The organism is Bradyrhizobium ingae (assembly GCF_055791185.1).
The window spans coordinates 263642-289795 of record NZ_JBVUBB010000007.1 but is presented as its reverse complement, the minus strand read 5'-3'; the positions used below and the strand labels follow the sequence as shown (position 1 = coordinate 289795).

The window sequence follows — 26154 nt, the reverse complement described above, 5'->3', positions numbered from 1 at the left end:
ACATCGAATCTTCCTGAACAAATGTTCATCGTGCGCGATCTTCAGGTGTCGTTCATCCGACGCCTGAGAAGATCAGGACTGAAGCAACGACAGGGAAAAGCTCGATCATGGGAAAGGTGATCTTTCTGTATCGCTCGCTTGCCTATCGCAGCGCGGCGGCCGAGATGCTGCGCAAGGCGCGCACGCTGCCGCGTGGCGCCGAGCAGCGCGCTGCGCGAAGCTACGCGATGGCGCTGCGCGATCTGGAGCGGAGCGAGGCCTGGCTCGAAGGGCGCGTCGCGGATGCGCCGTTGGAGATGCAGGCGGTGAGGGTGCGCGCCCGGCGTTAACCCGAGGCGCGCTGCAACTCGCCGGAGACCGCAGCGTCGAATTTGTCGGTGGACGGCAGCACGGTCTTCCGAGTCAGCGGCACTTCGAGACGGCATAGAAGCCCCTCGGCGCGCCAATCGAATTGCGCCTGTCCGCCGAGCTGAGACTCGACGCTCGCGAGCAGGCTCTTGGTACCGAAGCCGCGCGTCTTCGGCGGCCTGACCAGCGGCCCCCCGGATTCCTCCCAGGTCAACGCGAGCATCTCGCCATTGACCTCCCAGCCGATCGCTAGCCGCCCCGATCGCGTCGACAACGCGCCGTATTTGGCCGAATTGGTGAACAGCTCGTGCAGCGCCAGCGCCAGCGTTTGTGCGGTAGCAGGCACGAGCTGCACCTCCGGACCTGACAGACGGATCTGGCCGCCGAGCGAATAGGGCGCCAGCTCTTCCTCGATCAGCTTGTTGATCTCGGCGCCCTGCCAGCTCGACAGCGACAGGATGGTGTGCACGCGCGCCAGTGCATTGATACGTCCTTCGACGGCATTGACGTAGGTCTTGACGTCGTCGGCACGGGTCAGCCGGACGATTGATTGCGCGAGCGCCAGGGCGTTCTTGGCGCGGTGATCGACTTCGCGGGCGAGCAGGTTCTGCCGCTCCTCGGCGCGCTTGCGCTCGGTGATGTCGACAGTGACGCCGCTCACCCGCACGACGCGGCCGTTTCCGTCCAGCGTTGCCGCCGCCGTTCCGACGCACCAGCGCACCTCGCCATCCAGCCGCTGAATGCGGAATTCGGCTTCATAGGCGCGCGTGCCCGTGTTGAACTCGGCGATTGCCTTGCGGAATTGATCGACATCGTCGGGGTGCAGCAGCGCCTGCACGCTGGCCGAGGTGACGTTGAAGGTCTCCGGGCTGACGCCGAAAATGCGATACTGGCCTTCATCCCACATCCAGTCGCCGTTGATCCAGTCCCAGTCCCAGGATCCCATCTTGCCGGCCGCGATCGCCATGCTGCGCCGCTGCTCGCTCTCGAGCAGCTTGGCGGTGGAGCTTTCGAGCTCGGCGGTGCGCGCGCGAACGCGATCCTCCAGCTCCTGGTTCAGCCGCTCGAGCTCGCGTGTCTTGCGATAAAGCTCGGCGAACACCTTGATCTTCGCGCGCAGCACCTCCGGCACGACCGGCACCGGAACATAGTCGACTGCGCCCATCTCGTAGCCGCGCAGGCGATCGATGTCGGAGACCTGAATTGCCGAGATGAAGATCATCGCGATCTTCTGGAAGCGCGGATGCTCGCGTATCATTGCCGCGAGCTCGAAGCCGTCGAGCTCGGGCATGCAGACGTCGACCAGGATCACCGCGATCTCGCTCTTCAGCAAGATCTCCAGCGCCTCGCGGCCGGAGGAGGCGATCACGAGGTTCTCGCCGAGGTCCTTAAGGATCACCTCATAGGCGAGCAGCTTGGCGGGCTGGTCGTCGACGAGGAGGATGTTGACCTTTTCATGGTCCATTTGATCGGACCCCACTCAGCGATGCAGCCACATGCGGATCGCAAGCAGCAATTGATCGGTATTGACGGGTTTGGCGAGATAGTCGGAGGCGCCCGCTTCCAGACATTTCTCCCGGTCGCCCTTCATCGCCTTCGCGGTCAGCGCGATGATCGGCAGGCGTAAAAAGGCCGGGTTCTCCCGGATCACGCCGATGGTCTGATAGCCATCCATCTGCGGCATCATGATGTCCATCAGCACGATTGCGATCTCCGGATTGGATTCCACCAGCGCCACCGCTTCGCGGCCCGTTGTGGCGGTCAGCACCTTCATGCCGCGCCGTTCCAGCACGCTCGACAGCGCGAAGATATTGCGGGCGTCGTCGTCGACCAGCAGCGCGGTCTTGCCGATCAGGTCCTCGTCGGAACTGTTGAGCTTCTCCAGCATGCGCTGCTTTTCGGTCGGCAGCTCGGTGATCACCCGATGCAGGAACAGCGCGGTCTCATCGAGCAGGCGTTCGGGCGATTCCACGCCCTTGACCACGATGCTGCGTGCCATGGTGTGGAGCTCGGCATCCTCTTCGGCCGAGAGCTCTCGCCCGGTGAACACCACGACCGGGATGTTCGACAGCGCCTCGTCGCTGCGGATCTGGTCCAGCACCTCGAAGCCGCTCATGTCCGGCAGGCGCAGGTCCAGCACCACGCAGTCGTAAGGAGCATCGCGCAGCGTCGAGAGCGCGCCGGCGCCTGTGTCGGTCGCCACGATCTCGATGTCGTCGTGATGCAACAGCTCACGGATCGAGAGCTGTTCGGCCTCGTTGTCCTCCACGATGAGGAGCCGCTTGCGCCGCGGCCTTGCATATTCCTTGATCTGGGTCAGCGCGGCCGAAACACCCTCGGTCGTGGTCGGCTTGTTGACGAAGGAGAAGGCGCCGCGGGCGAGCGCGTGCTGGCGATCCTCGTCCAGCGTGATGATCTGCACGGGGATGTGGCGGGTCAGCGGATTGTGCTTGAGCTGGCTCAACACCGTCCAGCCCAGCATGTCCGGCAGGAACACGTCGAGCGACACCGCCGTCGGCTGGTATTGCTTGGCGAGCTCGAGCGCTTCAGCGCCGCGTGCGGCGACCAGCACCTTGAAGCCCTTGTCGCGGGCGAGATCGACCAGCACGCGAGCGTAATGCGGGTCGTCCTCGACGATCAGCAGAATGGTGTCTCCCGGTTCGAGATCGAGCCGGTCGTCGGGTAATTGCTCGATGACGCGCTCGGGCGCAGTCGCCTGGGTCTGGAGCGCGGGCGGCTGATTGGTCGCGGGCGCGGCGCGCGGCGTGAGCGTCGGTCCCGAATATTTGAGCGGCAGGTACAACGTGAAGGTGGAGCCCTTGCCGGTCGCACTGCGCAGATGGATCTCGCCGCCGAGCAGGCTTGCGAGTTCGCGGCTGATGGCGAGGCCGAGGCCCGTGCCGCCATATTTGCGGCTGGTGCCGGCATCGGCCTGCTGGAAGGCCTCGAAGATCAGCTTCTGCTTCTCCAGGGGAATGCCGATACCGGAATCGGAGACCTCGAACGCGATCACCGCCGGGGCAGCGTTCAGCACCGGGTGATCCGGTGTCCAGCCGCCGAGCGCGGCGGCGACCTTCAGTCGCACGCCGCCTTCGGCCGTGAACTTGAAGGCGTTCGACAACAGGTTCTTCAGCACCTGTTGCAGTCGCTTGGAGTCGGTGACGATGCTGCGGGCGAGGTTCGGATCGACCTCGATGTTGAAGGACAGGTTGCGGTTTTCGGCCTCGTGCCGGAACGGGCGCCCGACGGTCTCCAGCAGGTTCGCGGTCAGGATCTCCTCGGCGTCGACGGTCACGGTGCCCGACTCGATCTTGGAAAGATCGAGAATGTCGCTGATCAGGTTCAACAGATCCGTGCCGGCGCCGTGGATCGTGCGGGCGAACTCGACCTGCTTGGCCGAGAGATTGCCATCCGGATTGTCGGTGAGCTGCTGGCCGAGGATCAGGATCGAGTTCAGCGGCGTACGCAGTTCGTGGCTCATATTCGCGAGGAATTCGGACTTGTATTTCGAGGTCAGCGCGAGCTCGGTGGCTTTTTCCTCCAGCGCGCGGCGGGCCTGTTCGATCTCCTGGTTCTTGCGCTCGACTTCCACGTTGCGCTCGGCGAGCTGCTGCGCCTTCTGCTCGAGCTGCTCGTTGGTCTGCTGCAATTCGCGCTGCTGGGCCTGAAGCTCGCCCGCAAGCTGTTGCGACTGCTTGAGCAGGCCTTCGGTCTGCATCGTCGCCTCGATCGAGTTGAGCACGATGCCGATGGAGTCGGTGAGCTGCTCCAGGAAGGTCATTTGCGAGGTCGTGAACGAGGCGAGCGAGGCGAGCTCGATCACCGCCTTGACCTGGCTCTCGAACAGCACCGGCAGCACCACGAGGTTCTTCGGCACGGCGCGCAGCAGCGCCGAGTTGATCGGCACGACGTCGGCCGGGATGTCCGCGACTACGCGCGGGCGCTTGTCGAGCGCACATTGCCCGGCGAGGCCGTCACCGAATTGCAGCACCTGCGGATAGGGATAGGCGCCGTCGCCGGCATAGGAGGCGAGCAGGCGGAGCTGCGGGCTGTCCTCGTTCTCGATCTGGTAGATCACACCGGTATGGGCGTTGACCAGCGGCGACAGCTCGGAGAGCAGGAGACGGCCGACGGTGGTGAGGTCGCGCTGGCCCTGGAGCATGTTGGTGAATTTGGCGAGGTTCGTCTTCAGCCAATCCTGCTCGGTGTTCACATCCGTCGTGAGACGCAGGTTGGTGATCATGGTGTTGATGTTGTCTTTCAGCTCGGCGACCTCGCCGCGGGCATCGACCTGGATCGATCGGGTCAGGTCGCCCTTGGTCACGGCGGTCGCGACCTCCGCGATCGCGCGCACCTGCGAGGTCAGGTTCGCGGCTAGCAGGTTGACGTTGCCGGTCAGGTCCTTCCAGGTGCCGGCCGCACCCGGCACGTCGGCCTGACCGCCGAGCCGGCCTTCGACGCCGACCTCGCGCGCCACCGACGTCACCTGGTCGGCGAAGGTCGCGAGCGTCTCGGTCATGTTGTTGATGGTGTCGGCGAGCGCCGCGACCTCGCCCTTTGATTTCACGGTGAGATTTTGCTTCAAATCGCCATTGGCGACCGCGGTCACCACCTTGACGATGCCGCGGACCTGCTCGGTCAGGTTCGCCGCCATGAAGTTGACGGTGTCGGTGAGGTCTTTCCAGGTGCCGGCGACGCCGGGCACCTGGGCCTGACCGCCGAGCTCGCCTTCGGTGCCAACCTCGCGTGCGACTCGCGTGACCTCGCCGGCGAAGGCGTTGAGCTGGTCCACCATGGTGTTGATGGTGTTCTTCAGCTCGAGGATTTCGCCCTTCACGTCCACGGTGATCTTGCGGGACAGGTCGCCGCGCGCCACGGCGGTGGTGACTTCGGCGATATTGCGCACCTGGGTGGTGAGGTTCGCGGCCAGGAGGTTGACGTTGTCGGTGAGGTCCTTCCAGGTGCCGCCGACGCCGGGCACGACGGCCTGGCCGCCGAGCCGGCCCTCGGTGCCGACCTCGCGCGCCACGCGCGTCACTTCGGCGGCGAAGGAGCGCAACTGCTCCACCATCGTGTTCAAGGTGTCCTTGAGCAGAAGGATTTCGCCGCGCACGTCCACGGTGATCTTCTTCGACAGGTCGCCGCCTGCGATCGCGGTCGCGACCTCGGCGATGTTGCGGACCTGCGCCGTCAGGTTCGAGGCCATGAAGTTGACGTTGTCCGTGAGGTCCTTCCAGGTGCCGGCCACGCCCTGCACCTCGGCCTGACCGCCGAGCTTGCCCTCGGTGCCGACCTCGCGCGCCACGCGCGTGACTTCGCCGGCGAAGGCGTTGAGCTGGTCCACCATGGTGTTGATGGTGTTTTTCAGCTCAAGGATTTCGCCGCGCACGTCGACGGTGATCTTGCGGGACAGGTCGCCGCGCGCCACGGCGGTCGTCACCTCGGCGATGTTGCGGACCTGGGCGGTGAGGTTGCCCGCCATCGAGTTCACGCTATCGGTGAGATCCTTCCAGGTGCCGGCCACGCCGGGCACATTGGCCTGGCCGCCGAGCCGGCCTTCGGTGCCGACCTCGCGGGCGACGCGCGTCACCTCGCCCGCGAAGCGGTTGAGCTGGTCGACCATCGTGTTGAGGGTGTCCTTGAGCTGCAGGATCTCGCCGCGCACGTCGACGGTAATTTTTCGTGACAGGTCGCCGCCGGCGATGGCGGTTGCCACTTCGGCGATGTTGCGGACCTGGGCGGTGAGGTTGCCCGCCATCGAGTTCACGCTGTCGGTGAGATCCTTCCAGGTGCCGGCGACGCCTGGCACCTCGGCCTGGCCGCCGAGCTTGCCTTCGGTGCCGACCTCGCGGGCGACGCGCGTCACTTCACCGGCGAACGCGTTGAGCTGGTCGACCATCGTGTTGAGCGTTTCCTTGAGCTGAAGGATCTCGCCCGACACGTTCACGGTGATCTTCTTCGACAAGTCGCCCTTGGCCACGGCGGTGGCGACCTCGGCGATGTTGCGGACCTGACCGGTCAGGTTCGAGGCCATCGAGTTGACCGAGTCGGTCAAGTCCTTCCATGTGCCGGCGACGCCACGCACCTGGGCCTGACCGCCGAGCTTGCCCTCGGTGCCGACCTCGCGCGCGACGCGCGTCACTTCACCGGCGAAGGCGTTGAGCTGGTCCACCATGGTGTTGATGGTGTCCTTCAGCTCCAGGATCTCGCCGCGCACGTCCACGGTGATCTTCTTCGAGAGGTCGCCGCCTGCGACGGCGGTCGTCACTTCGGCGATGTTGCGGACCTGGGCGGTGAGGTTCGACGCCATCGAGTTGACGCTCTCAGTCAGGTCCTTCCAGGTGCCGGCGACGCCGAGCACGTTGGCCTGACCGCCGAGCCGGCCTTCGGTGCCGACTTCGCGCGCCACGCGCGTCACTTCGCCGGCGAACGCGTTGAGCTGGTCGACCATGGTGTTGAGCGTTTCCTTGAGCTGAAGGATCTCGCCCGACACGTTCACCGTGATCTTCTTGGAGAGGTCGCCGCTCGCGATCGCGGTCGCGACGTCGGCGATGTTGCGGACCTGCGCCGTCAGGTTGGAGGCCATAAAGTTGACGTTGTCGGTGAGGTCCTTCCAGGTGCCGGCTACACCGGGCACCTGGGCCTGGCCGCCGAGCTTGCCTTCGGTGCCGACCTCGCGCGCGACGCGCGTCACTTCGGATGCAAAGGAGTTGAGCTGGTCCACCATGGTGTTGATGGTGTCCTTCAGCTCCAGAATTTCGCCGCGTACGTCCACGGTGATCTTTCGCGACAGGTCGCCGCGCGCCACCGCCGTCGTCACGTGGGCGATGTTGCGCACCTGGGCGGTCAGGTTGCCGCACATCGCGTTGACCGAGTCAGTCAGGTCCTTCCAAGTGCCGGCGACGCCCGGCACGATGGCCTGGCCGCCGAGCTTGCCGTCGGTGCCGACCTCACGCGCGACGCGCGTCACTTCGGAGGCAAAGGAGCGAAGCTGGTCCACCATCGTGTTGATGGCTTCCTTGAGCTGCAGGATCTCGCCGCGGACGTCGACAGTGATCTTCTTGGAGAGGTCGCCGTTGGCGACCGCGATGGTGACCTCCGCGATGTTGCGCACCTGGTTGGTCAGGTTGTTCGCCATCGAGTTGACGCTCTCGGTCAGATCCTTCCAGACGCCGGTGACTTCCGGCACCTGGGCCTGGCCACCGAGCTTGCCTTCGGTGCCGACCTCGCGCGCGACGCGTGTCACCTCGGAGGTGAACACGCCGAGCTGCTTGATCATGGTGTTGACGATGGTCGCCGATTGCAGGAATTCGCCGCGCAAGGGGCGGCCGTCGACGTCGAGCTTGACGGTTTGCAGCAGGTCGCCTTGCGCCACGGCCGCGACCGCGCGCGTCACTTCACGCGTTGGCCACAGCAGATCGTCGATTAGCGTGTTGACCGAGCCTTCCATGTCGGCCCATGAGCCGGAGGCGAGCCCGAATTTCACGCGTTGGCGCGTCTTGCCCTCGCGCCCCACCACCTGGCCGACCAGCTCGAGCTGCTGTGCCATGCGCTGGTTGGCGGCGATGATCTCGTTGAAGGTGTCGGCGATCTTGCCGTCGATGCCGAGATAGTCACCGCTCATGCGCACGGAGAAATCGCCGCTGCGCATCGCCTGCAACGCCAGCAGCAATTCCTGCCGGGAATCGGCTTCCGGAGTGTCATTCACTTTTCGTTTGGGAACGCGACGACCGGATTGCGAAACTGGTCCGGGATCGAGGTCGCTCATGTCATTCCCCCCGCAGGTGCGTTTCCGAATCCAAAGCAAATACACACTTTGGAAATAGAACGTCAGCGAAATTCCAAATCAAGCCGCAACATTGCAGCATGAAAAACTGGAACCTGCCTCGCTCAGCCCGGCCAAAACAACGCGTCGGCAGGGAACACGGTTCCATCCGATTTCAGGAATTTTTTCTTTGGCTTGCGAGCACCGTTCCGGATGCGGAACGACGGGACGAGGCTGTTCGGAACGGAGCGGGCGACCCCCGGTTAGACCCGCGAAGAGAAGGAGCCAGTTATGAAAATAGTAACCGTAGCCATCGCAGGCGCCTTGCTGATCGCGGGTACGGCCTACGCGCAGAATGGTGCACCCAGTGGCCGCGGGGCCGTCACAGGCGATCCGGCGGCGAGTTCGGCGACGCCCGGCTCCGCCCCGACGACGGGGGCTGCGACGCGCCCGAGCCGGAGCGGTAGCGGCACATCCACCTCCGGCGGCCGGGACGACAATGGCGATCAGGGCAGGGACAGGATGCCCGACAGCAACAGCACGGTGAAGCCGGAGGGCGAACAGCATCATCCGGAACGGTGAGCTGCTACTTGTCGGCCATCGTGCGCGCGGCGTCCCGGAGCTGTGATCGCAGGACCGGCAGTTGCTCGCGCGCAAAGCCTTCGAGCGCATCATTGTCCGGCGCCCGCAGATAATGCTCGAGCAGGGTTATGGTCTCTTGATACTCGGCGACCTGCGCAGCGTAGAACTGCCTGACATAGGCCGGCCCTTCGGAGTCGTCGGGGCTGGCCAGGGCGGCGTCGGCTGCCGAGGCCTTGCGAACGTTTGGCTCGGCGCCGATCGCTTGCTGGATCTGCTTCAGCGCCTTGTCGCGCCTGGCCGCATCCTCGGCTCGCGAGATCGCGAGAGTCTTGATCTCCTGGTTGCCCCTGAGGTCGGCACTTTCGAGCAATCCCTGCTGGAATCGCCCGAACGCATAGAGGCCGCTGATGACGTCGGTTGCCGTCGGCGTGCGGGCGGAATCGCGGCCCGCCCATGTTCGCTCACCGCTATTGTCCGCGAGGACAGCGGTGCTCATGAACAACAGGACAGTGGCGACGATGATGCGCATGCACCGTCAATGGCGGGCTTCGGCGGAAGTTCCCGCGACATTACGATCCGGTAAGGGCTGTTGCGTGCGGTAGCTTTGCTCCCCACCTGTTCCGAATGAAGCAATCCGATATCTTCAGGGACAACGCCGAGAACTGCCTGCATCTCGCCGAGCGGGCCGAAGGGAAACCTGCCTTCAAACGCTACCAGCGGATGGCGGAAGCCTGGTCGGCGCTCGCGGCGGAGCAGGACTGGCTTGACGGCGAAATCCCGCCAGTTGCCCAACGCGTGCCGCAAAAGAGGCAGGCATCATAGCCGCTCTCGCTTTCGTGAGCCCTCGTGTGAGACCGCTCCCGGAGGGCGAGCGACCAACTTACGATGATCCGGAAAAGTCGCTACAAACCCCATTGTTCATTTCCAGCAGGAGGATTGCAATGGCTCCCCGTCTGGCTCTGTTCGTCCTCATCACGGCGTTTGGCATTTCCGCCACCTTCGCGACCGTGACGACGCTGCGGCAAGTCCATTTGGCACATTCGTCGCCGCCTGCCGCGCAGCATGCGCGCAGCTAGGCGCTTGACCTCCTGAACCCCGCTGACGCACCGGAACCATTGCGGCTGCGGCGCGTAAGCGTCTTGAACACAGACGAAAAGCGGGAAGCATACCATGACGCATTCCAACCATGGCATCGTTCGCGACAAGCGCGCCGAGGAACAGCCGCGCGACAAGAAGCGCGCGCAGACCGTGCACAGATCCGGAGCGAAGGGCTCGCCGTCGAAGGAAGCAACGCGCGATCCCGAACTGAATGATGAGGCCAAGACGCCAGGCTCGGGTATGACCCCTGATGATTCCGGCGCGCCGCCGACCGGTTGAGATTCGGAGGAACGAATCCATCTCGGACGCGTAAGTGGATTGCTTACGGCTTCATACCCCGGTGGGCCGAAGGCAATCTCCAAGGACGGCCCTGGCACTCCCGTGCCGGGGCCGTTTGCTCTGGACTCTGTTAGGCGCGATCAATCCTCGACGTCGCCGTCGCCAGGTGCCGGCGTGTGGCCATCGGGGCCGCGACCGAATACGCCATAGTCGCTCGACTTGACGCCAGCCAGGCCATCAATGCCGGCACTGGCGAGACCAAGCTTGAGAAGTTCACGCACCGCCGCAGCGCGCGTCGGCATGCGGTGGCGGAAGCGGAAATCATCGACTGCACTCAGTTCTTCAGGCGAGAGCATGACCTGCAGTCGCTCGGCGCGAAGATCGTTCATGTTCAGCCACTCAAAGTTGGCAAGGTGAGTAGTTTACTCAACAAACCAACTCGGCGCGGGTTCCGCAGGTTCCTCAAAATTCGCCAAGTGAGCTGAATTATTATGAAAACTCAATAACTTATGTGATTGTGTGGGGGGCTGAAAGGGCTTCATGCTGAAGCTCAAGATTGCTCCACGAACTGGAAAGACGCCATGACCGATCAGGTCAGACTGCCGCGGAAACTATCCGAAGAGCCCGAGGCGCCCGAGCCGCGCCGGCCAAGCCATCGGAGGGTGATTGAGCAACTCGATCGCTGGGCCAACAGCCCCGGCCTGCAACCCCCACGAGGTCGCGATGCGGAAACGGAAACGTTCTGATCCCCACACATTCGAGCAACGGCTCGAACAGCACCGACTTCGGCTCGAAGACGAGCTTGCAAAACTGCGGAGCGAAACACTGCAGGGTGGACGCCAGCGCGAGTTGCTTGTGGCGCGTCTCGAGCAGCTTCAGGCCGCCGCCGAGATGCACGAGTTTCTGACGCTACGACGTTAGCCGGTTGGCCGAAGCGTGGCCCTGCTGCCTGTGATGGCGCACGATGCGCAGCCTGCGACGCAGCCACCACATCGACACGGCGACGGTTCCCCACGCGAGCAGCGCGACGCCAAAGGCTACTGCAACGCTTGCCGGGACGGTGAGGCAGAACACGGCGGCGAAGGCGGCGAGGCCGATGCTTCCCCATCCGGCGCCTGCAGCATCGAGGGCGGCAGCCTGCCGGCCGCGCCTTTCTCCGTTCAGAGCAGCCTTCTCCTTCTTGCGGCGTTCGTGGCGATCGATCAGCGTGGCGCTGGCACAGAAGATCGCGGGAAGCGCGAGGAAGAGGCCGCCCACGGACGTGCCGAATTGCTTGCCGATGAGACCGGCCAGAACAGTCGCCGCACCGCCAAGCACGAAACGGATCAGATATTCGTACCAATGTGTCTGCTTCAGGGACAACGGTGAGAGCTTGACGGGGATCATGTGAATCCTCCGAGGCTCGCCAGCAGGCCGAACGCGACCGCGAGCCAGACCGCGAAGGAGACGATCGTCGCGGACAGCGCCGGGATGTGCCATCGCATCAGCAACTGGCACACGACGAAGCTGTAGCAGGCGAGGGCAACGGCGCCATAGACCATCGTCCAGCTTTCGGCCGCGGCGTAAGTCGCGCCATGCTGGGCGACGGCAATGCCGAGCGTCGCCAGCGCGACCGAGGGGGCGGCGCCCAACAGGCCGGCAAAACTCTTCGGTCGCAGCATGTCGCTCAGGATCGCGAAGGCGGATACGATCAGGCCTCCCGCAACGAAGCGTAGGAGGTGCTCGGTCACGGCCATCCCCGCGCATCGCGCTTCACGAGCGCGCGCGGTCTCAACAGCCGCTCGACGGCGGCGCCGAGCGCAAAGCCTGCCACCACATCGCTCGCCCAATGCGCCAGCAGCACGATGCGTGTCAGCGACAGTCCGACTGCAATGGCGCGCAAGGCGCGGCGCGGACCGCGCCGCAACAGACCGGCAGCAGAGGCAAGCGCGCCCATGTGAACGGCATGTCCGGATGGAAAGGCGTCGCGCGATCGTCCCGATATCGGAATCCCGCGCCGATGGCCGCGGACAGTGAGCCTGTCGGGCCTGGTCTGATCGAAGATCGATTTCAGGATATGCGGCAGCACGGCCGTCACGAGCGACACCGCAAGCACATGATTGGCAACCGGTCGCGCCGGGGGACGTCGCGTCCAGGCGTAGAGCCAACCGGCGGCAGCAAGGGCGAGCAGCACGTGCTCGTCGGCGCCCCAGGTGAGAAACTCAGCGGCCTCTTCCATGCCCGGGCTGGCATGCGCGGCGATTTCATCGGCGATCGCGATATCGATCCGGGTCGGCTTGACTGTAACGAGTGCCATCGTTGCTCGGTCGGCGAGGGGGCTCCGTGTCAGGGTTGTAAAGCGGAGGCAAGAGCGAAGTTCCGCTTCCTGGCCGTTAAGGCTGCCCCGATCCACCCGCCGAACCATAGACCTGTCCCGTGGCGTAGCTCGCGTCAGCAGCGGCGAGCTGCACATAGATCGAGGCGAGTTCCGACGGTTGGCCGGGACGTCCCATCGGCGTCTGGCCGCCGAACTTTTCCAACTTCTCCATCGAGGCGCCGCCGGAGACTTGAAGCGGCGTCCAGATCGGACCGGGCGCGACACCGTTGACGCGAATACCGCGCGGGCCTAGCTGCTTTGCCAGCGACTTGACGTAGTTCATGGTCGCTGCCTTGGTTTGTGCGTAGTCGTAGAGATCGGGCGAGGGGTCGTAGGCCTGCTCCGATGTGGTGCCGATGATGCAGGCCCCCGGTTTCAGATGCGGCAGCGCCGCCTTGATGATCCAGAATGGCGCGTAGATGTTGGTCTTCATCGTCGCGTCGAAATCCTCCGAGGAGACATCGAGGATCGAGTCGCGCGCCTGCTGCCGCGCGGCGTTGCAGACGACGACGTCGAGCCCGCCGAGGCCCTGAACCGCGCGTTCGACGAGCTCCTTGCAGAACGTTTCGCTCCGAAGGTCGCCGGGAAAGGCAAGTCCGATGCGGCCTTCCTTCTTGATCAGCGCGATGACTTCCTGTGCGTCCGGCTCCTCGTTCGGTACGTAGTTGATGGCGACATCGGCGCCTTCGCGCGCATAGGCGATCGCCGCCGCGCGGCCCATGCCGGAATCGCCGCCGGTAATCAGCGCCTTGCGTCCAACGAGCCGGCCTGAGCCCTTGTAGCTGGTCTCGCCGTGGTCGGGCCGCGGATCCATCTGGCTCGCAAGTCCGGGCCAGGCTTGCGATTGCTTCTTGAAGGGCGGTTTCGGGTAGCGCGATGTCGGGTCGATGAGTTTTTCTTCGGCCATGTGCTCGTCTCCTTTCGCTGGTGCGGACGGCAGCGAAGCTGCGGCAGGCTTGCGCCTGCTGCGTGGGACGACGTGCCTGCGCGATGTCGATTGCCTGAGGGGGCTCTTGCGCCTTCTCCGCCGGTTTTGCTCCCAACGCGCGCGGAGAGGCATCGTTGCTAGAAAGTGGTGGGATGCCGACGAGTCCGTCGGCATCCGCATTGCGGCGCAGCGTCCTTACTTGCTGGACTGACCGACGCTCGGTGCCTTGCCGAGCTCATCCGCCATTTCGAGATGGTGCTTCAGTGCCGGCAGCGTCTTGCCGGCCCAACTCTTCAGCTCGGGATTGTCGCCGCCATTGGCATAGCGCTCGAATAGCGACACCGCATCCTTGTGCGCGCTGAGCTGATAGGAGTCGTAATCCGAACTGAAGTCCTTGCCCGACGCGCCCTTGAGCTTGTCGAGCTTGCTCTGGTGCGAGCTGTCGAGCGTGGTCGGCGCAGTCGCCTGGACCTTGCCACTGCTGACGAGTTGCTTCAGTTCCGTCGAGGTCTTGGTGTGATCGGTCACCATCTGCTGCGCGAAGGTCTTCTCCTGCGCATTGCCCTTCTGCTCGGCGAGCTTGCTCGATTCGATTTCGAACATGTCGCTGATCGCAACTTCCTTGACGAAATCGGCCGTGGCGGGAGCCACGCCGAGCACCGAGTTCACGCCGGTTTTCTCGCCGACTGATTGCGCGAGCACGGGACTTGCGAGCAGGCAGCAGCCCAGTGCGATCAGTGTACGTCTCATGATCCTCATCCTCCGAACCTGGCGGCGCACGGAAAGCGGTTGCCGCACTGATGTCGTGTGGCGACCAACATTCGGGTTGTGCGCTTGTTCCAATGCGCGACTAGTCGGTCGGATTGCGGCCGGTGCGCGGGTTGAGCGGTTTGGTCGGCGGCCGGCGCAGCCCCTCGGGCAGGAACGGCTCGCCGGCTTGCGCACTCGGCACCGCGCGCACGTCGGCGTAGCGCTGCGCCCTCTCGTGCGGGGTTTCGTTGTTGTTGATCCGCCGCTTCACGTCGACGCCGCCCACGGGATCGTTGACGCCATGCTGGATGTCGCGAAAGTCGCTCATGTCTCACTCCTTTCCCGGCAGAATGGATTCGAGCACCTGCCGCGCGGCGCCCTTGATCACGCCGCTCTCGTTGGGATCGCCTTTGGCCAGCGCCAGGGTAAAATTCTTCGCCTGTTGCAGCGTGATGTGCGGAGGCAGTGGCGGCACTTCGGGATCGGTCTTCACCTCCAGCACCACCGGCATCTCGCTCGCGAGCGCCTGGTCCCAGGCAGGCGCCACGAGGTCCGCCCGGTCGACGAAAATGCCGCGCAGCCCGATCAGCTCGGCGAAGCGCGAGTAGGAGACATCGGGGATGCGCTGGGAGGCCTCGAACTTGGGATCGCCATTGATGATGCGCTGCTCCCACGTCACCTGGTTGAGATCCTCATTGTTGAAGACGCAGACGATGAAACGCGGCTCGCGCCATTCGCGCCAGTATTTTGCAACCGTGATCAGCTCGGCCATGTTGTTCATCTGCATCGCGCCGTCGCCGACCAGCGCGATCACGGGCCGGTCCGGGTGAGCGTATTTGGCAGCGATCGCGTAAGGCACAGCGGCACCCATCGAAGCGAGCCCGCCGGAAAGCGAGGCCATCATGCCACGTCGCATCTTCAGGTCGCGCGCGTACCAGTTGGCGCAGGAGCCGGAATCGCTGGTGACGATGACGCGGTCGGGAAGGCGCGGCGACAAGTCCCAGGTCACGCGCTGCGGATTGACCGGTGCGGCCGGCTGATGCGCGCGCTCCTCCAACGTCTTCCACCACGCAGCAACGCTATCCTCGATTCCCTTGCGCCAGGCGCCGTCAGTCTTCGGATTCAATCGCGGCAACAGTGCGCGCAACGTCTCTGCAGCGTCTCCGACGAGGCCGACCTCCATGGGAAAGCGGATCGACAACATGCTGGCGTCGATGTCGATCTGCACGCCGCGTGCCTTGCCGTCCTTCGGCAAGAACTCTGCATACGGAAAGCCGGAGCCGATCATCAGCAGCGTATCGCATTCCATCATCATATCGTAGCTCGGCTCGGTGCCCAGCAAGCCGATCGAGCCCGTTACCCAAGGCAGGTCGTCGGGCAGCGCCGCTTTGCCGAGAAGAGCCTTGGCGCAACCGGCAGATAAGCGGTCGGCGACCGCGATCACCTCGTCGGTGGCGTGAAGCGCACCCGCGCCGATAAGCAGCGCGACCTTCTGACCGGCATTGAGCACCTCGGCCGCGCGATCGAGGTCGACGTCCTGTGGCGTGATCCTTGGCGCGCTGTAGCCAATACCGGAGCGCAGCGTGCCATGCGCGCGCGGCGGATCCTCGTAAGCCTCCTCCTGGAGATCGTTCGGCAGTACGATCGCGGTGACGGTGCGGCGGGCGAGCGCAATCCGGGCGGCGCGATCGATCAGGTGCCGAACCTGTGCCGGCGAGGAGGCCTGCTCGACATAGGCGCCGGCGACGTCCTTGAACATCGAGACAAGGTCGAGTTCTTGCTGATATTGGCCGCCGAGCGCGTTGCGGGCCTGCTGTCCGACGATCGCGAGCACCGGCTGATGATCGAGCAGCGCGTCATAGAGGCCGGTGACGAGGTGCGAGGCGCCCGGGCCCGAGGTCGCGATGCAAACGCCGAGCTGGCCGGAAAATTTTGCGTATGCGGCCGCCATGAACGCCGCCATCTCCTCGTGCCGCGCCTGGACGAAGCCGATCTTTTCATCGGCGCGGCTGAGCGCGCCAAACACGCCGTTGATGCCGTCGCCGGGATAGCCGAAAATGTAGCGCACGCCCCATTGATGCAGACGTTGGACTACAAAGTCGGAGACGGTCTGAGACATCCGCGCGCTCCCGTTTTCGTGCATCGGTGATGGGAGAACCGCTGCTTTTCAGCCTTGTTCCAGGCCGCTGCGGGGAACACGCGACGAGAGCGCCGGAACGATCGCTTCGCGGCTTGGTTGATCCGAAAAGCGAGTCTCAACGGAGATCTCACCATGATGGATCAAAGCGAAACAGGCACGCTGATCGGCAGCGACAAGGTCGAGGGGACTTCGGTCTATGGCATCGACCACAACAAGATTGGTTCGATCGAGCGCGTCATGATCGACAAGAAGAGCGGCAGGGTTTCTTACGCCGTGCTCGGCTTCGGCGGGTTCCTCGGGCTCGGCCACGACCATTATCCGCTGCCCTGGCAGTCGCTGAAATACGATACCGACCTCGGCGGCTACGTCACCGGCATCACCGCCAAGGAGTTGCGCGGCGCCCCGCACTATGGCGAGGCGGCCGAGTGGAACTGGAGTGACGAGGCGAGGGTCCGCGCGCTGAACGCTTACTACGGCGTGCCGATCATCTAGAGCGTCCATGCGCTTTCGAGCAGGAGTTTCCGATGAGCAGGGAAAAGCCCACGGACGATCCCCGCCAGCAAAATGACTGGGGATCGCACGCACAGACGAAGGGCAATCCGGAGAAGGAACAGAGCTCGGGCAAGGCGAAACCCGATCTGGAGAAGTGGCAGGAGAGCAAGACGCATTGACCGTGCGAGAGCCGGGGAGTTCGTCGCCACGGGCGAGAGCGCGCGCCACTTTGTCGGTGTCATCGCCCGGCTCGACCGGGCGATCCAGTATTCCAGAGACGGTTGCCGCGGCGTACTGCATGCCCCGGTCAAGCCGGGGCATGACGGCGGTCGTACGCGTGAAATGCGGACGAGCTGTCAGTACGTCTGAATTAGTCGAGGTACTGAATCGTGGATGCTCAAACACGAGCGCGTGGGCCGTCCGCGGAGCAGCCGCTGTTGCCCCCGCACAAGGACAGCCCCCAGGACGTCTCGAACAAGGCCCGCGAGGCGGCTGATGCATCACCCGCGTCGTCGCTGCATGACCGCCTGCGCGAGCACTGGCTGCTCGCGACGTCGGGCGCCCTTGTCCTGATCGCCGTGCTGGTGGCCGGCCTCGTTTACTGGCTGAACATTCGCCACTATGAATCCACCGACGATGCCTTCATCGCCGCGCGTAGTTTTTCCGTCGCCTCGAAGGTCGGCGGCTACGTCGTCGATGTCCCCGTCACCGATAACCAGCACGTCAAGGCTGGCGATCTCCTGGCGCGGATCGACGAGCGCGACTATCGGATTGCGCTCGACCAGGCCGAGGCGCAGGTCGCCGCCTCGCAGGCCAATATCGGCAACGTCGAAGCCCAGATCGAGTCCCAGAAGGAGCAGATCAACCAGGCCAAGGCCCAGCTCGAGCAGGCCGAGGCCCAACTCAAATTTGCGCAGGAGGAGGACGCGCGGGCGCAGGATCTCGTTCAGAAGGGAGCCGGTACCGTCCAGCGTGCGCAGCAGACTCACTCCGACCTCCAGGCGCAGCAGGCCAACACCGAGCGCGCGAGGACCGCGGTAAGCAGCGCCGAACTCGGCATCAAGACGCTCGAGGCGCAGCTCGAAGGTGCCAAGGCGCAACTCAAGCAGTCCGAGGCGCAGCGCGATCAGGCCAGGCTGAACGTCGACTACACCAGCGTGCTCGCAGCGCAGCCGGGGCGTGTCGTCAAGCTCAGCGGAGCCAAGGGCACCTACGTCACGCCGGGCCAGAGCCTGATGATGTTCGTGCCCGACGATGTCTGGATCGTCGCGAATTACAAGGAAACGCAGCTCAAGGACATGCGGCCGGGCCAGTCGGTCGAGATTCGCATCGATGCCTATCCCGACCGCAAGCTCACCGGTCGCGTGGCGTCGGTGCAGCCGGGCTCCGGGACAGCCTTCAGCCTGCTGCCGGCGGAGAACGCGACCGGCAATTACGTCAAGGTGGTGCAGCGCGTGCCCGTGAAGATCGTGGTCGACAACTGGCCGGCCGATCTGCCGGTGGGGCCGGGGATGTCGGTCGTGCCCTGGACGAAGGTGCGATGACCGACATCGCGCAGGGCGGCGCGGCGGCGGGCGGCTGGTCACCGGAGCGCTCCGCGGCGGGGGGACACAATCCCTATCTGATCGCCTTCGTGGTCTCCATCGCCACCTTCATGGAGGTGCTGGACACCACCATCGCCAACGTTTCGCTGCGCCACATTGCCGGCGGGCTCGCGGTCGGACTCGACGAGAGCACCTACGTCATCACGAGCTACCTCGTCGCCAACGCCATCGTGCTGTCGATCTCGGGCTGGCTCTCGACCGTGATTGGCCGCAAGCGCTTCTACATGATGTGCGTTGCCACTTTCTCGGCGGCATCGCTGCTCTGCGGCTTCGCCTGGAGTCTCGAGGCTCTGGTGCTGTTCCGCATCCTGCAGGGGCTCGGCGGCGGCGGTATGGCGACCAGCGAGCAGGCGATCCTTGCCGACTCCTTTCCGCCGCACAAGCGCGGGCAGGCATTCGCGATTTATGGCGTTGCCGTCGTGGTTGCGCCGGTGATCGGTCCGACGCTCGGCGGCTGGATCACCGACACCTATTCCTGGCACTGGGTGTTCCTGATCAATGTGCCGATGGGTCTCATCTCGCTGTTCCTGGTCGGCACGCTGGTGAAAGAACCATCCGGTGCGCAAGAGGAAAGGGCGGAGCTGCTCGCCAAGGGGCTGCGTGTCGACTATATCGGCTTCATCCTTGTCGCGATCGGTCTCGGTTCGCTCGAGTTCGTGCTCGACGAAGGCCAGCGCAACGATTGGTTCGGATCGAACATGATCGTTGCCTTTGCCTGCCTTTCCGCGTTTTGCCTGCTCGCGCTGATTCCGTGGGAATTAACGCGCGAGGATCCGATCGTCGACATCCGCCTGCTCGGGCGGCGACAGTTCGGCGCCTGCTTCGTAGTCATGCTGGGTACCGGCGCAGTGCTGATCTCGACCACGCAGCTCATTCCGCAGCTCCTGCAGACCGAGCTGAACTACACTGCGATGCTTGCGGGCCTTGCTCTGTCGCCCGGCGGCGTCGCAACGCTGGTTCTGATGCCGGTGGTCGGCCGTCTCGTCAGCATGGTGCAGCCGAAATATCTCATCATGGTTGGCGCTGCCATCTGCGCCGTCGCGATGTGGCATCTCACCGGTATCAACGGCGACATCACCTATGGCTATGCGGCGATGGCGCGCATTCTGCTCGCGCTCGGTTTGCCCTTCCTGTTCCTGCCGGTGACGACGGCCTCCTATGATGGCGTGCCGCCGGACAAGACGAACCAGGCATCTGCGCTCATCAACGTCGCTCGGAATATCGGCGGCTCGATAGGTGTTGCGCTGGCGCAGACCATCCTCGCCCAGCGCCAGCAATTCCATCAAAGCCGGCTGATCGAGCATCTCGCGCCGTCCGATCTCGGCTACCAGCAGGGTGTGGATGCGATGACGCGGTTCTTCCAGGCACAGGGCTCGAACGCGTCGGATGCGGCAGCGCAGGCGATCGCCTGGGTCGGCAGGACCTTGCAGCAGCAGGTCGACTTCCTCGCCTATATCGACGTGTTCTGGACGCTCGCGATCATCGCCGTCCTGATGATCCCCGTTGCTGCGATCCTACGCCCGATCGACCTGCAAGCTCCGGCCCGCGGCCATTGATGGCTTTGCTGGGTTCGCAAGGTTCACTGAATGGTCTGAAAAGGAACCCATATGAAAGATCTGGACATTTTGACCTGACTTACGGCCAGTATGGGAGGAATTTGACAGTTCTATTTTAGAACTATAGCCTCGACCTTAATATCACCAACGGCCCGCGCCGTGTGGGCGGTCGTCGCCGCCGCGGCATGGCTCCAGGAGAGGAGGCGACCTTGCCCAAGCGAAACGCCACGGCTGCGGTTATCGGCGCCGGCGACTATATCGGCGCCGAGATCGCCAAGAAGTTTGCATCTGAAGGCTTCACCGTTTTCGCCGGCCGTCGCAACGGCGACAAGCTTGCGCCATTGGTGAAGGACGTTGAAGCGGCCGGCGGCGAGATCCACGCCCACTCGCTCGATGCGCGCAAGGAGGAGGAGATCATCGCTTTCCTCAACGACGCTGATAAGCGCGCGCCGCTCGAGGTCTGCATCTTCAACGTCGGCGCCAACGTCAATTTTCCGATCCTCGACACCACCGAGCGCGTGTTCCGGAAGGTCTGGGAGATGGCCTGCTATTCCGGCTTTCTGGCGGGCCGCGAGGCGGCGCGGCTGATGCTGCCGCGCGGTGGCGGCAACATCTTCTTCACCGGGGCAACCGCGTCCTTGCGCGGTGGCAGCGGCTATGCGGCGTTTGCAAGCGCCAAGTTCGGCCTGCGCGCGGTCGCCCAGGCGATGGCCCGCGAATTGGGGCCGAAGAACATTCATGTCGCGCATCTCGTCATCGATTCCGGTGTCGATACCGAGTGGGTACGGCAGCGCCGCCTCGAGGCGCTCGGTCCCGACGCGCTCGACAATCCCGATCTCCTGATGCCGCCGGCCTCCGTCGCGGAATCCTACTGGCAACTCTATCAGCAGCCCAAGAGTGCCTGGACCTTCGAGATGGAGATTCGTCCCTTTGGAGAGAAATGGTGACCGCGGCGCAAGACTACGGCTAAACTCGCGCGAGATAAATCATCCGGGAGGACGTCTACGTGAAGACCGCGATCACCGAACTGTTCGGCATCGAGCACCCGATCATCCAGGGCGGCATGCATTTCGTCGGCTTTGCCGAGCTTGCCTCGGCGGTCTCCAATGCCGGCGGTCTCGGCATCATCACCGGGCTCACCCAGAGGACGCCGGATCTGCTCGCCAGGGAGATCGCGCGCTGCCGCGAGATGACCGACAAGCCGTTCGGCGTGAATCTCACTTTCCTCCCGACTTTCTCAGCGCCGCCCTATCCCGAATACATCGCCGCGATCGTCGAGGGTGGTGTCCGAATCGTGGAGACCGCAGGGCGCAGCCCGGAACAATACATGCCCGCCTTGAAAGCGGCCGGCGTCAAGGTGATCCACAAATGCACCTCGGTGCGCCACTCGCTGAAAGCCGAGCGTATCGGCTGCGATGCGGTCAGCGTCGACGGCTTCGAATGCGGCGGACATCCCGGCGAAGACGACATACCCAACATGATCCTGCTGCCGCGTGCGGCAGAGGAGCTGAAGATTCCCTTCGTTGCCTCCGGCGGCATGGCCGACGGCCGCAGCCTCGTCGCCGCGTTGTCGCTGGGCGCCAGCGGAATGAACATGGGCACGCGCTTTATTGCCACCAAGGAAGCGCCGGTGCACCAGAACGTGAAGAACGCGCTGGTCACCGCGACCGAGCTCGACACCCGCCTGATCATGCGTGCGCTACGCAATACCGAGCGCGTGCTGAAGAACGCCAATGTCGATCGTCTGCTGGAGGTCGAGCGCGAGAAAGGCGATAAATTGAAGATCGACGACATCCACGACCAGGTGGCGGGCGTCTATCCCAGAATCATGATCGAGGGCCAGATGGATGCCGGCGCCTGGAGCTGCGGCATGGTCGCAGGCCTCATCCACGACATCCCGTCGTGCAAGGAACTGGTCGACCGCATCATGAGCGAGGCGGATGCGATCATACGCGGGCGCCTCATGGGCTTCCTCGACGGCACGGCGGCGGCGCGCAAGGTCGCATGACGTCGTATTGGCGGCGCAAATGATGAGCATCGCAATCAGCTATGCCATCATGCTGCGTATGCGCGCTGATCAACAACGCGTGTGTTGCCTCGCTTCGCGGTGTGCTGTTTGCTGACGGTTCAGGACTGGGCCCTCTCCCGTAACGCCATGCAAAGCGAACCCGCGGCCGTCAGGCGACGTGATCTTCTTGCGTTGATCGGCACGGTGGCCGGCAGCGCGGCCATGTATCATGCGATGACGAGCCTCGGGCTCGCGTCGGAGTCGCGCTACAAGGGGCCGATCCGGCTGGAAGGCGATCCGAAGGGCGCCTCCGTGCTCGTGCTTGGCGCGGGCCTCGCCGGCATGACCGCGGCGCTGGAGTTGCGCAACGCCGGCTACAAGGTCCAGATCCTCGAATTCAACAGCCGCCCCGGCGGCCGCAACTGGACGCTGCGGGGCGGCGACGCCTTTACCGAGCTCGGCGGCCACAAGCAGGTGTGCGAGTTCGAGGACGGTCTCTATCTCAATCCGGGGCCGTGGCGCATTCCCTACCATCACCGAGCGCTGCTCGATTATTGCAGGCGCCTGGGCGTCGCGCTCGAGCCATTCAATCAGCTCAATCACAATGCTCTCTTGCATTCGGTGCGCGCCTTCGGCGGCAAGCCGCAGCGGCTGCGCGCCGTGAAGGCGGATTTCCAGGGCCAGATCGCCGAGCTGCTCGCAAAGGTGACGCAGCAGGGCAAGCTCGACGAAACCGTGTCGAAAGAGGATCAGGAGATCCTGCTCCAGGCGCTGCGCTCCTGGGGCGCGCTCGACAATGGCTATGGTTACAAAGCCAATCTGATCTCGGCCGAATTCCGCGGCTACACCAGGGATCCCGGCGGCGGACTGACGGCGATGCCGGAGCCGAGCGAGCCGGTTGGTCTGTCGGAGGTGCTGAAGTCGCGGCTCTGGCGCTATCTGCGCGGTTTTGCGCATTACAATTTCCAGACCACGATGTTCCAGCCGGTCGGCGGCATGGACATGATCGGCAAGGCCTTTGCGAAGGAGGTCGGCGATCTCATCCGCTACAACGCCAAGGTGACGCAGATCCAGCAGGACGCGCGCGGCGTCACGGTCAGCTATGTCGATGCCAGGAAGCCGGGCGCGGTGCAGCAGGTGCACGCCGACTGGTGCGTCTGCACCATCCCTTTGACCATCCTGAGCCAGCTGCCGCTCGATGTCAGCGCCGCGATGAAGTCGGCGATCGATGCCGTTCCCTATGCCGCCTCCGTCAAGATCGGTCTGCAATTCAAGCGCCGGTTCTGGGAGGAGGACGAAGCGATCTATGGCGGCATCAGCTACACCGATCTGCCGATCCGCCAGATCGCCTATCCGAACTACGACTACAACCGCGCAGGGCGCGGTGTGCTGCTCGGCGCCTATTTGTTCGACGGTCCGAACTCCTACGAATTCACCGCAATGTCGCCGGCCGACCGGATTGCGCGTGCCGTCGAGTTCGGCGCCGCCATTCACCCGCAATATAAAAGCGAATTCGAAAATGGTATCGCGGTTGCGTGGCACCGGGTCCCGTTCGTGCTCGGTTGCAGCGGCGACTGGAGCGATGAGGCGCGCGCCGCGCACTATGACAACCTCTGCCAGATCGACGGCCGCATCGTGCTCGCGGGCGAGCACGCCTCCGCGCTGCCGGCCTGGCAGGAGGGAGCGATCCTCTCCGCGCTCGACGCGATTGCGCGGCTGCACGACCGTGTGGTGAAGACGTGATGAATCAGGGCTTTCGACGGGAGCGATGGTCGGCGCGGCTTGCCTTGTCGGCACTCATGATGCTGTCGGCAACTGCGCGGGCGCATGACGGCCCCGAAAGCCGGATCTTCAGCTCGGGCTTCAATTTCGCAGAAACCACGGGCGAGGAGCTGTTTGCCAATGTTTGCCAGGGCTGCCATATGCCGGATGCCGGCGGAGCCTCTGGCGCCGGCGTCTATCCGTCGCTCGTCGCCGACAAGAATCTGCAGGCGCGCGGCTATCCCGTCTATCTCGTGCTCAATGGCCGGCGTGCCATGCCGCCGTTTGGCGAGATGATGACGGACGCGCAGATCGCCGCTGTCGTGAATTATCTGCGCACCCATTTCGGCAATACTTACGACGATTCAGTGACGGCGAACGAGGTGAGGGACGCGCGTCGCTGACGTCCGGGCAAAAGGGGAAACCAATGAATTTCAGAACCGCCGCCGTCATTGGGCTGCTCGCGATTGCCCATGCGGGCACGGTTCGTGCCGAGGTCATCCGGCATCCCATTCCGAACTCGACCTTTCCGATCGCGCAGGCCGTGCAGGTGACGGGCAATGCCACCACCTACTATGTCAGCGGCCAGGTGCCGCCGGTCGCCAACAAGGATGCCGATCCCCAGAGCCGGGAGGCCTATGGCGACACCAAAACTCAGACTGTCGGCGTGCTCAACCGCATCAAAGGCATTTTGGAGGGGCTCGGCCTCACCATGGGCGACGTCGTCAAGATGCAGGTCTTCCTGGTGCACAATGCGTCGGCACCGATGGACTTCAAGGCATTCATGGAGGGCTACACCCAGTTTTTCGGCGGCAGCCAGCCCAATCTTCCGGCCCGCTCGGTGGTCGGCGTTGCTTCGCTCGCCAATCCCGGCTTCCTGGTCGAGATCGAGGTGATCGCGGTCAAGGACGCGAAATAGGCTGGGGGCGGTTGCAAAAACGACAGGATGATCGCGCTTGCCAAAGCGCACCTCCGCTGTCTGAATTCAGCGAGGCCGCATTCCGGGAGCATGATATGAAGAAGACGATCGCCAACAACAATTTCTCGTGCCGGGACGCGCTTCTTTCAGTGGCTTGCGCGGCCCTGCTGCTCGCAGGCGGCGCGGCGGCTGCCGAAGGCCTGAGCCCGCAGCAGCAGCTCTCCCACGACGTTTACAAGGAGCTTGTCGAGATCGACACCACCACCGCGACCGGTGACACCAAGCGCGCGGCTGAGGCGATGGCGGCGCGGCTGAAGGCGGCAGGCTTTTCCGAGTCGGACGTGCAGGTCTTCTCGCCCGCGCCGCGCAAGGGCAATCTTGTCGCCCGCCTGCACGGTAGCGGTGCGCGCAAGCCCATCCTGCTGGTCGCGCATCTCGACGTCGTGCCGGCGCTGCGTGAGGACTGGTCGGTCGATCCGTTCAAATTCACGGAGAAGGACGGTTACTACTACGGTCGCGGTACCGCCGACGACAAGCACATGGCGTCCGCCTTCATCACCAGCATGATCCGTTTCAAGCAGGAGGGCTACAAGCCCGAACGCGACATCATCGTCGCGCTGGAGACGGACGAGGAGATTTTCGACCGCGACGGCCTCGGCATCCAATGGCTGATCAAGAACAAGCGCGACCTCATCGATGCCGAATTTGCGCTCAACGAGGGCGCCGGCGTCGGGCTGAAGGACGGCAAGCCCATTCGCGTCGGCGTCCAGACCAGCGAAAAAATCCCGGTCAGCTTCCAGCTCGACGTCACCGATCCCGGCGGTCACAGCTCGGTGCCGCGCAAGAGCAACGCGATCTACAAGCTCGCCGAAGGCCTCGTGCGCCTGTCCAAGTTCAACTTCCCGCTCAAGCTGAACGCGACGACCCGAGGCTATTTCGAGAAGAGCGCGCAGTTCGAGAACGACCAGACCGCGGCCGACATGCGCGCCGTGATGTCCGACAAGCCCGATCCGGCGGCTCTATCGTTTGTCCGGCTCGCTGCGAACCCCGTCTACAACGCCCAGCTCCGCACGACCTGCGTCGCGACGATGCTGCAGGGCGGACATGCCATCAACGCGCTGCCGCAGTCGGCCAGTGCCAAGGTCAACTGCCGAATCATGCCGGGCGAGCCGGTCGAGGAGGTCAAGGCAACGCTGGAGCAGGTGCTGGCGGATCCCGACATCAAGCTGACGCAGATCGATACGGCTGTCATCAGTGCGCCCAGCGAGCTGCACGAGGAGATCATGGGCGCGATCGAAAAGCTCTCGGGCGAGTTCTTCCCCGGCGCGATCGTGCTTCCGGTCATGAGTTCCGGCGCCACCGACGGCAGCTACCTGCGCAATGCGGGCATCCCGACCTATGGCCATTCCGGCATGGCGATCGATATTGGGGAAAACCGCATCCACGGCAAGGACGAGCGTGTTCCCGTGGCGTCGTTCTACAACGGACAGGAGTATCTCTATCGACTGGTCAAGACGCTGGCCGGCGGTTCCTGAGCCTGCAAAAGGCCTGTGAATGGGGGATTGGCT

27 protein-coding genes are annotated in these 26154 nt (G+C 64.2%); 16 read left to right on the top strand and 11 right to left on the bottom strand.

The features are described 5' to 3' along the window. Positions 1 to 107 precede the first annotated feature (107 nt). The gene (locus ACV1FX_RS14090) at positions 108 to 329 is read left to right on the top strand and encodes a hypothetical protein (RefSeq protein WP_473118154.1); all 222 of its coding nucleotides are present in this window, start codon (positions 108 to 110) and stop codon (positions 327 to 329) included. Here the strand turns inward: ACV1FX_RS14090 and ACV1FX_RS14085 are convergent. Further along, entirely contained in the window at positions 326 to 1813 is a 1488-nt protein-coding gene (locus ACV1FX_RS14085; protein ID WP_473118153.1) for an HWE histidine kinase domain-containing protein, read from the bottom strand. The genes ACV1FX_RS14090 and ACV1FX_RS14085 overlap by 4 nt on opposite strands. A 15-nt stretch (positions 1814 to 1828) precedes the next feature. Beyond that, positions 1829 to 8116, bottom strand: coding sequence for a HAMP domain-containing protein (locus tag ACV1FX_RS14080; protein ID WP_473118152.1), 6288 nt, complete (start codon positions 8114 to 8116; stop codon positions 1829 to 1831). A 288-nt stretch (positions 8117 to 8404) separates the two neighbouring features. Here ACV1FX_RS14080 and ACV1FX_RS14075 point away from each other — a divergent pair, with 288 nt between their 5' ends. Further along, positions 8405 to 8695 carry a hypothetical protein gene (locus tag ACV1FX_RS14075; RefSeq protein WP_473118151.1) on the top strand — a complete coding sequence of 97 codons (291 nt, stop codon included), beginning with the start codon at positions 8405 to 8407 and terminating at the stop codon, positions 8693 to 8695. A gap of 4 nt (positions 8696 to 8699) precedes the next feature. Here ACV1FX_RS14075 and ACV1FX_RS14070 read toward each other — a convergent pair whose 3' ends face one another. Beyond that, a complete protein-coding gene (locus tag ACV1FX_RS14070; protein ID WP_473118150.1) occupies positions 8700 to 9224 on the bottom strand; it encodes a DUF4142 domain-containing protein in 525 nt (174 codons plus the stop codon). 95 nt (positions 9225 to 9319) lie between these two features. Between ACV1FX_RS14070 and ACV1FX_RS14065 the strand changes: the two genes are divergently transcribed. The 3 genes from ACV1FX_RS14065 (at position 9320) to ACV1FX_RS14055 (ending at position 10072) form a co-directional block, all read left to right on the top strand. Continuing rightward, positions 9320 to 9517 (top strand): hypothetical protein, encoded by a 198-nt coding sequence (locus tag ACV1FX_RS14065; protein WP_473118149.1) that lies wholly within the window; start codon positions 9320 to 9322, stop codon positions 9515 to 9517. Between the two features lie 119 nt (positions 9518 to 9636). Continuing rightward, positions 9637 to 9771 (top strand): hypothetical protein, encoded by a 135-nt coding sequence (locus ACV1FX_RS14060; protein ID WP_473118148.1) that lies wholly within the window; start codon positions 9637 to 9639, stop codon positions 9769 to 9771. A gap of 94 nt (positions 9772 to 9865) precedes the next feature. Then, positions 9866 to 10072, top strand: coding sequence for a hypothetical protein (locus tag ACV1FX_RS14055; RefSeq protein ID WP_473118147.1), 207 nt, complete (start codon positions 9866 to 9868; stop codon positions 10070 to 10072). A gap of 140 nt (positions 10073 to 10212) precedes the next feature. On the opposite strand, the gene ACV1FX_RS14050 is transcribed toward ACV1FX_RS14055, so the two are convergent. Continuing rightward, on the bottom strand, positions 10213 to 10461 hold the full coding sequence (locus ACV1FX_RS14050) for a hypothetical protein (RefSeq protein WP_473118146.1): 249 nt from the start codon (positions 10459 to 10461) through the stop codon (positions 10213 to 10215). Between the two features lie 334 nt (positions 10462 to 10795). Between ACV1FX_RS14050 and ACV1FX_RS14045 the strand changes: the two genes are divergently transcribed. Next, positions 10796 to 10993 carry a hypothetical protein gene (locus ACV1FX_RS14045; protein WP_473118145.1) on the top strand — a complete coding sequence of 66 codons (198 nt, stop codon included), beginning with the start codon at positions 10796 to 10798 and terminating at the stop codon, positions 10991 to 10993. On the opposite strand, the gene ACV1FX_RS14040 is transcribed toward ACV1FX_RS14045, so the two are convergent. The 7 genes from ACV1FX_RS14040 to ACV1FX_RS14010 all read right to left on the bottom strand — a co-directional run bounded on the left by ACV1FX_RS14040 (position 10982) and on the right by ACV1FX_RS14010 (position 16225). Continuing rightward, positions 10982 to 11455 carry a DUF3147 family protein gene (locus ACV1FX_RS14040; protein WP_473118198.1) on the bottom strand — a complete coding sequence of 158 codons (474 nt, stop codon included), beginning with the start codon at positions 11453 to 11455 and terminating at the stop codon, positions 10982 to 10984. The genes ACV1FX_RS14045 and ACV1FX_RS14040 overlap by 12 nt on opposite strands. Further along, a complete protein-coding gene (locus tag ACV1FX_RS14035; protein ID WP_473118144.1) occupies positions 11455 to 11802 on the bottom strand; it encodes a DUF3147 family protein in 348 nt (115 codons plus the stop codon). The genes ACV1FX_RS14040 and ACV1FX_RS14035 overlap by 1 nt, the downstream gene beginning before the upstream one ends. Then, positions 11799 to 12368: a phosphatase PAP2 family protein gene (locus ACV1FX_RS14030; protein ID WP_473118143.1), complete on the bottom strand. Its 570-nt coding sequence runs from the start codon at positions 12366 to 12368 to the stop codon at positions 11799 to 11801. Before ACV1FX_RS14030 ends, ACV1FX_RS14035 begins: the two co-directional genes overlap by 4 nt. A gap of 76 nt (positions 12369 to 12444) precedes the next feature. Next, a complete protein-coding gene (locus ACV1FX_RS14025) occupies positions 12445 to 13335 on the bottom strand; it encodes an SDR family oxidoreductase (protein WP_473118142.1) in 891 nt (296 codons plus the stop codon). A 216-nt stretch (positions 13336 to 13551) separates the two neighbouring features. Next, positions 13552 to 14106 (bottom strand): DUF4142 domain-containing protein, encoded by a 555-nt coding sequence (locus tag ACV1FX_RS14020; RefSeq protein ID WP_473118141.1) that lies wholly within the window; start codon positions 14104 to 14106, stop codon positions 13552 to 13554. A 100-nt stretch (positions 14107 to 14206) separates the two neighbouring features. Beyond that, on the bottom strand, positions 14207 to 14434 hold the full coding sequence (locus tag ACV1FX_RS14015) for a hypothetical protein (protein ID WP_473118140.1): 228 nt from the start codon (positions 14432 to 14434) through the stop codon (positions 14207 to 14209). Between the two features lie 3 nt (positions 14435 to 14437). Next, entirely contained in the window at positions 14438 to 16225 is a 1788-nt protein-coding gene (locus tag ACV1FX_RS14010; protein WP_473118139.1) for a thiamine pyrophosphate-requiring protein, read from the bottom strand. Between the two features lie 153 nt (positions 16226 to 16378). Here ACV1FX_RS14010 and ACV1FX_RS14005 point away from each other — a divergent pair, with 153 nt between their 5' ends. The 10 genes from ACV1FX_RS14005 (at position 16379) to ACV1FX_RS13960 (ending at position 26121) form a co-directional block, all read left to right on the top strand. Next, positions 16379 to 16738 (top strand): PRC-barrel domain-containing protein, encoded by a 360-nt coding sequence (locus ACV1FX_RS14005; RefSeq protein ID WP_473118138.1) that lies wholly within the window; start codon positions 16379 to 16381, stop codon positions 16736 to 16738. A 32-nt stretch (positions 16739 to 16770) separates the two neighbouring features. After that, positions 16771 to 16917, top strand: a complete 147-nt coding sequence (locus ACV1FX_RS14000) for a hypothetical protein (protein WP_473118137.1) — start codon at positions 16771 to 16773, stop codon at positions 16915 to 16917. Between the two features lie 336 nt (positions 16918 to 17253). Beyond that, a complete protein-coding gene (locus tag ACV1FX_RS13995; protein WP_473118197.1) occupies positions 17254 to 18282 on the top strand; it encodes an HlyD family secretion protein in 1029 nt (342 codons plus the stop codon). Then, the gene (locus ACV1FX_RS13990) at positions 18279 to 19898 is read left to right on the top strand and encodes a DHA2 family efflux MFS transporter permease subunit (protein ID WP_473118136.1); all 1620 of its coding nucleotides are present in this window, start codon (positions 18279 to 18281) and stop codon (positions 19896 to 19898) included. Before ACV1FX_RS13995 ends, ACV1FX_RS13990 begins: the two co-directional genes overlap by 4 nt. Before the next feature lie 209 nt (positions 19899 to 20107). Next, entirely contained in the window at positions 20108 to 20845 is a 738-nt protein-coding gene (locus tag ACV1FX_RS13985; protein WP_473118135.1) for an SDR family oxidoreductase, read from the top strand. A gap of 59 nt (positions 20846 to 20904) precedes the next feature. Beyond that, positions 20905 to 21906 (top strand): NAD(P)H-dependent flavin oxidoreductase, encoded by a 1002-nt coding sequence (locus tag ACV1FX_RS13980; RefSeq protein ID WP_473118134.1) that lies wholly within the window; start codon positions 20905 to 20907, stop codon positions 21904 to 21906. Between the two features lie 147 nt (positions 21907 to 22053). After that, positions 22054 to 23649, top strand: a complete 1596-nt coding sequence (locus ACV1FX_RS13975) for a flavin monoamine oxidase family protein (RefSeq protein WP_473118133.1) — start codon at positions 22054 to 22056, stop codon at positions 23647 to 23649. Beyond that, positions 23649 to 24071, top strand: a complete 423-nt coding sequence (locus tag ACV1FX_RS13970; protein WP_473118132.1) for a c-type cytochrome — start codon at positions 23649 to 23651, stop codon at positions 24069 to 24071. Before ACV1FX_RS13975 ends, ACV1FX_RS13970 begins: the two co-directional genes overlap by 1 nt. Before the next feature lie 23 nt (positions 24072 to 24094). Then, positions 24095 to 24586, top strand: coding sequence for a RidA family protein (locus tag ACV1FX_RS13965; protein ID WP_473118131.1), 492 nt, complete (start codon positions 24095 to 24097; stop codon positions 24584 to 24586). 95 nt (positions 24587 to 24681) lie between these two features. Further along, a complete protein-coding gene (locus ACV1FX_RS13960; protein WP_473118130.1) occupies positions 24682 to 26121 on the top strand; it encodes a M20/M25/M40 family metallo-hydrolase in 1440 nt (479 codons plus the stop codon). The last annotated feature ends 33 nt before the right edge of the window (positions 26122 to 26154 follow it).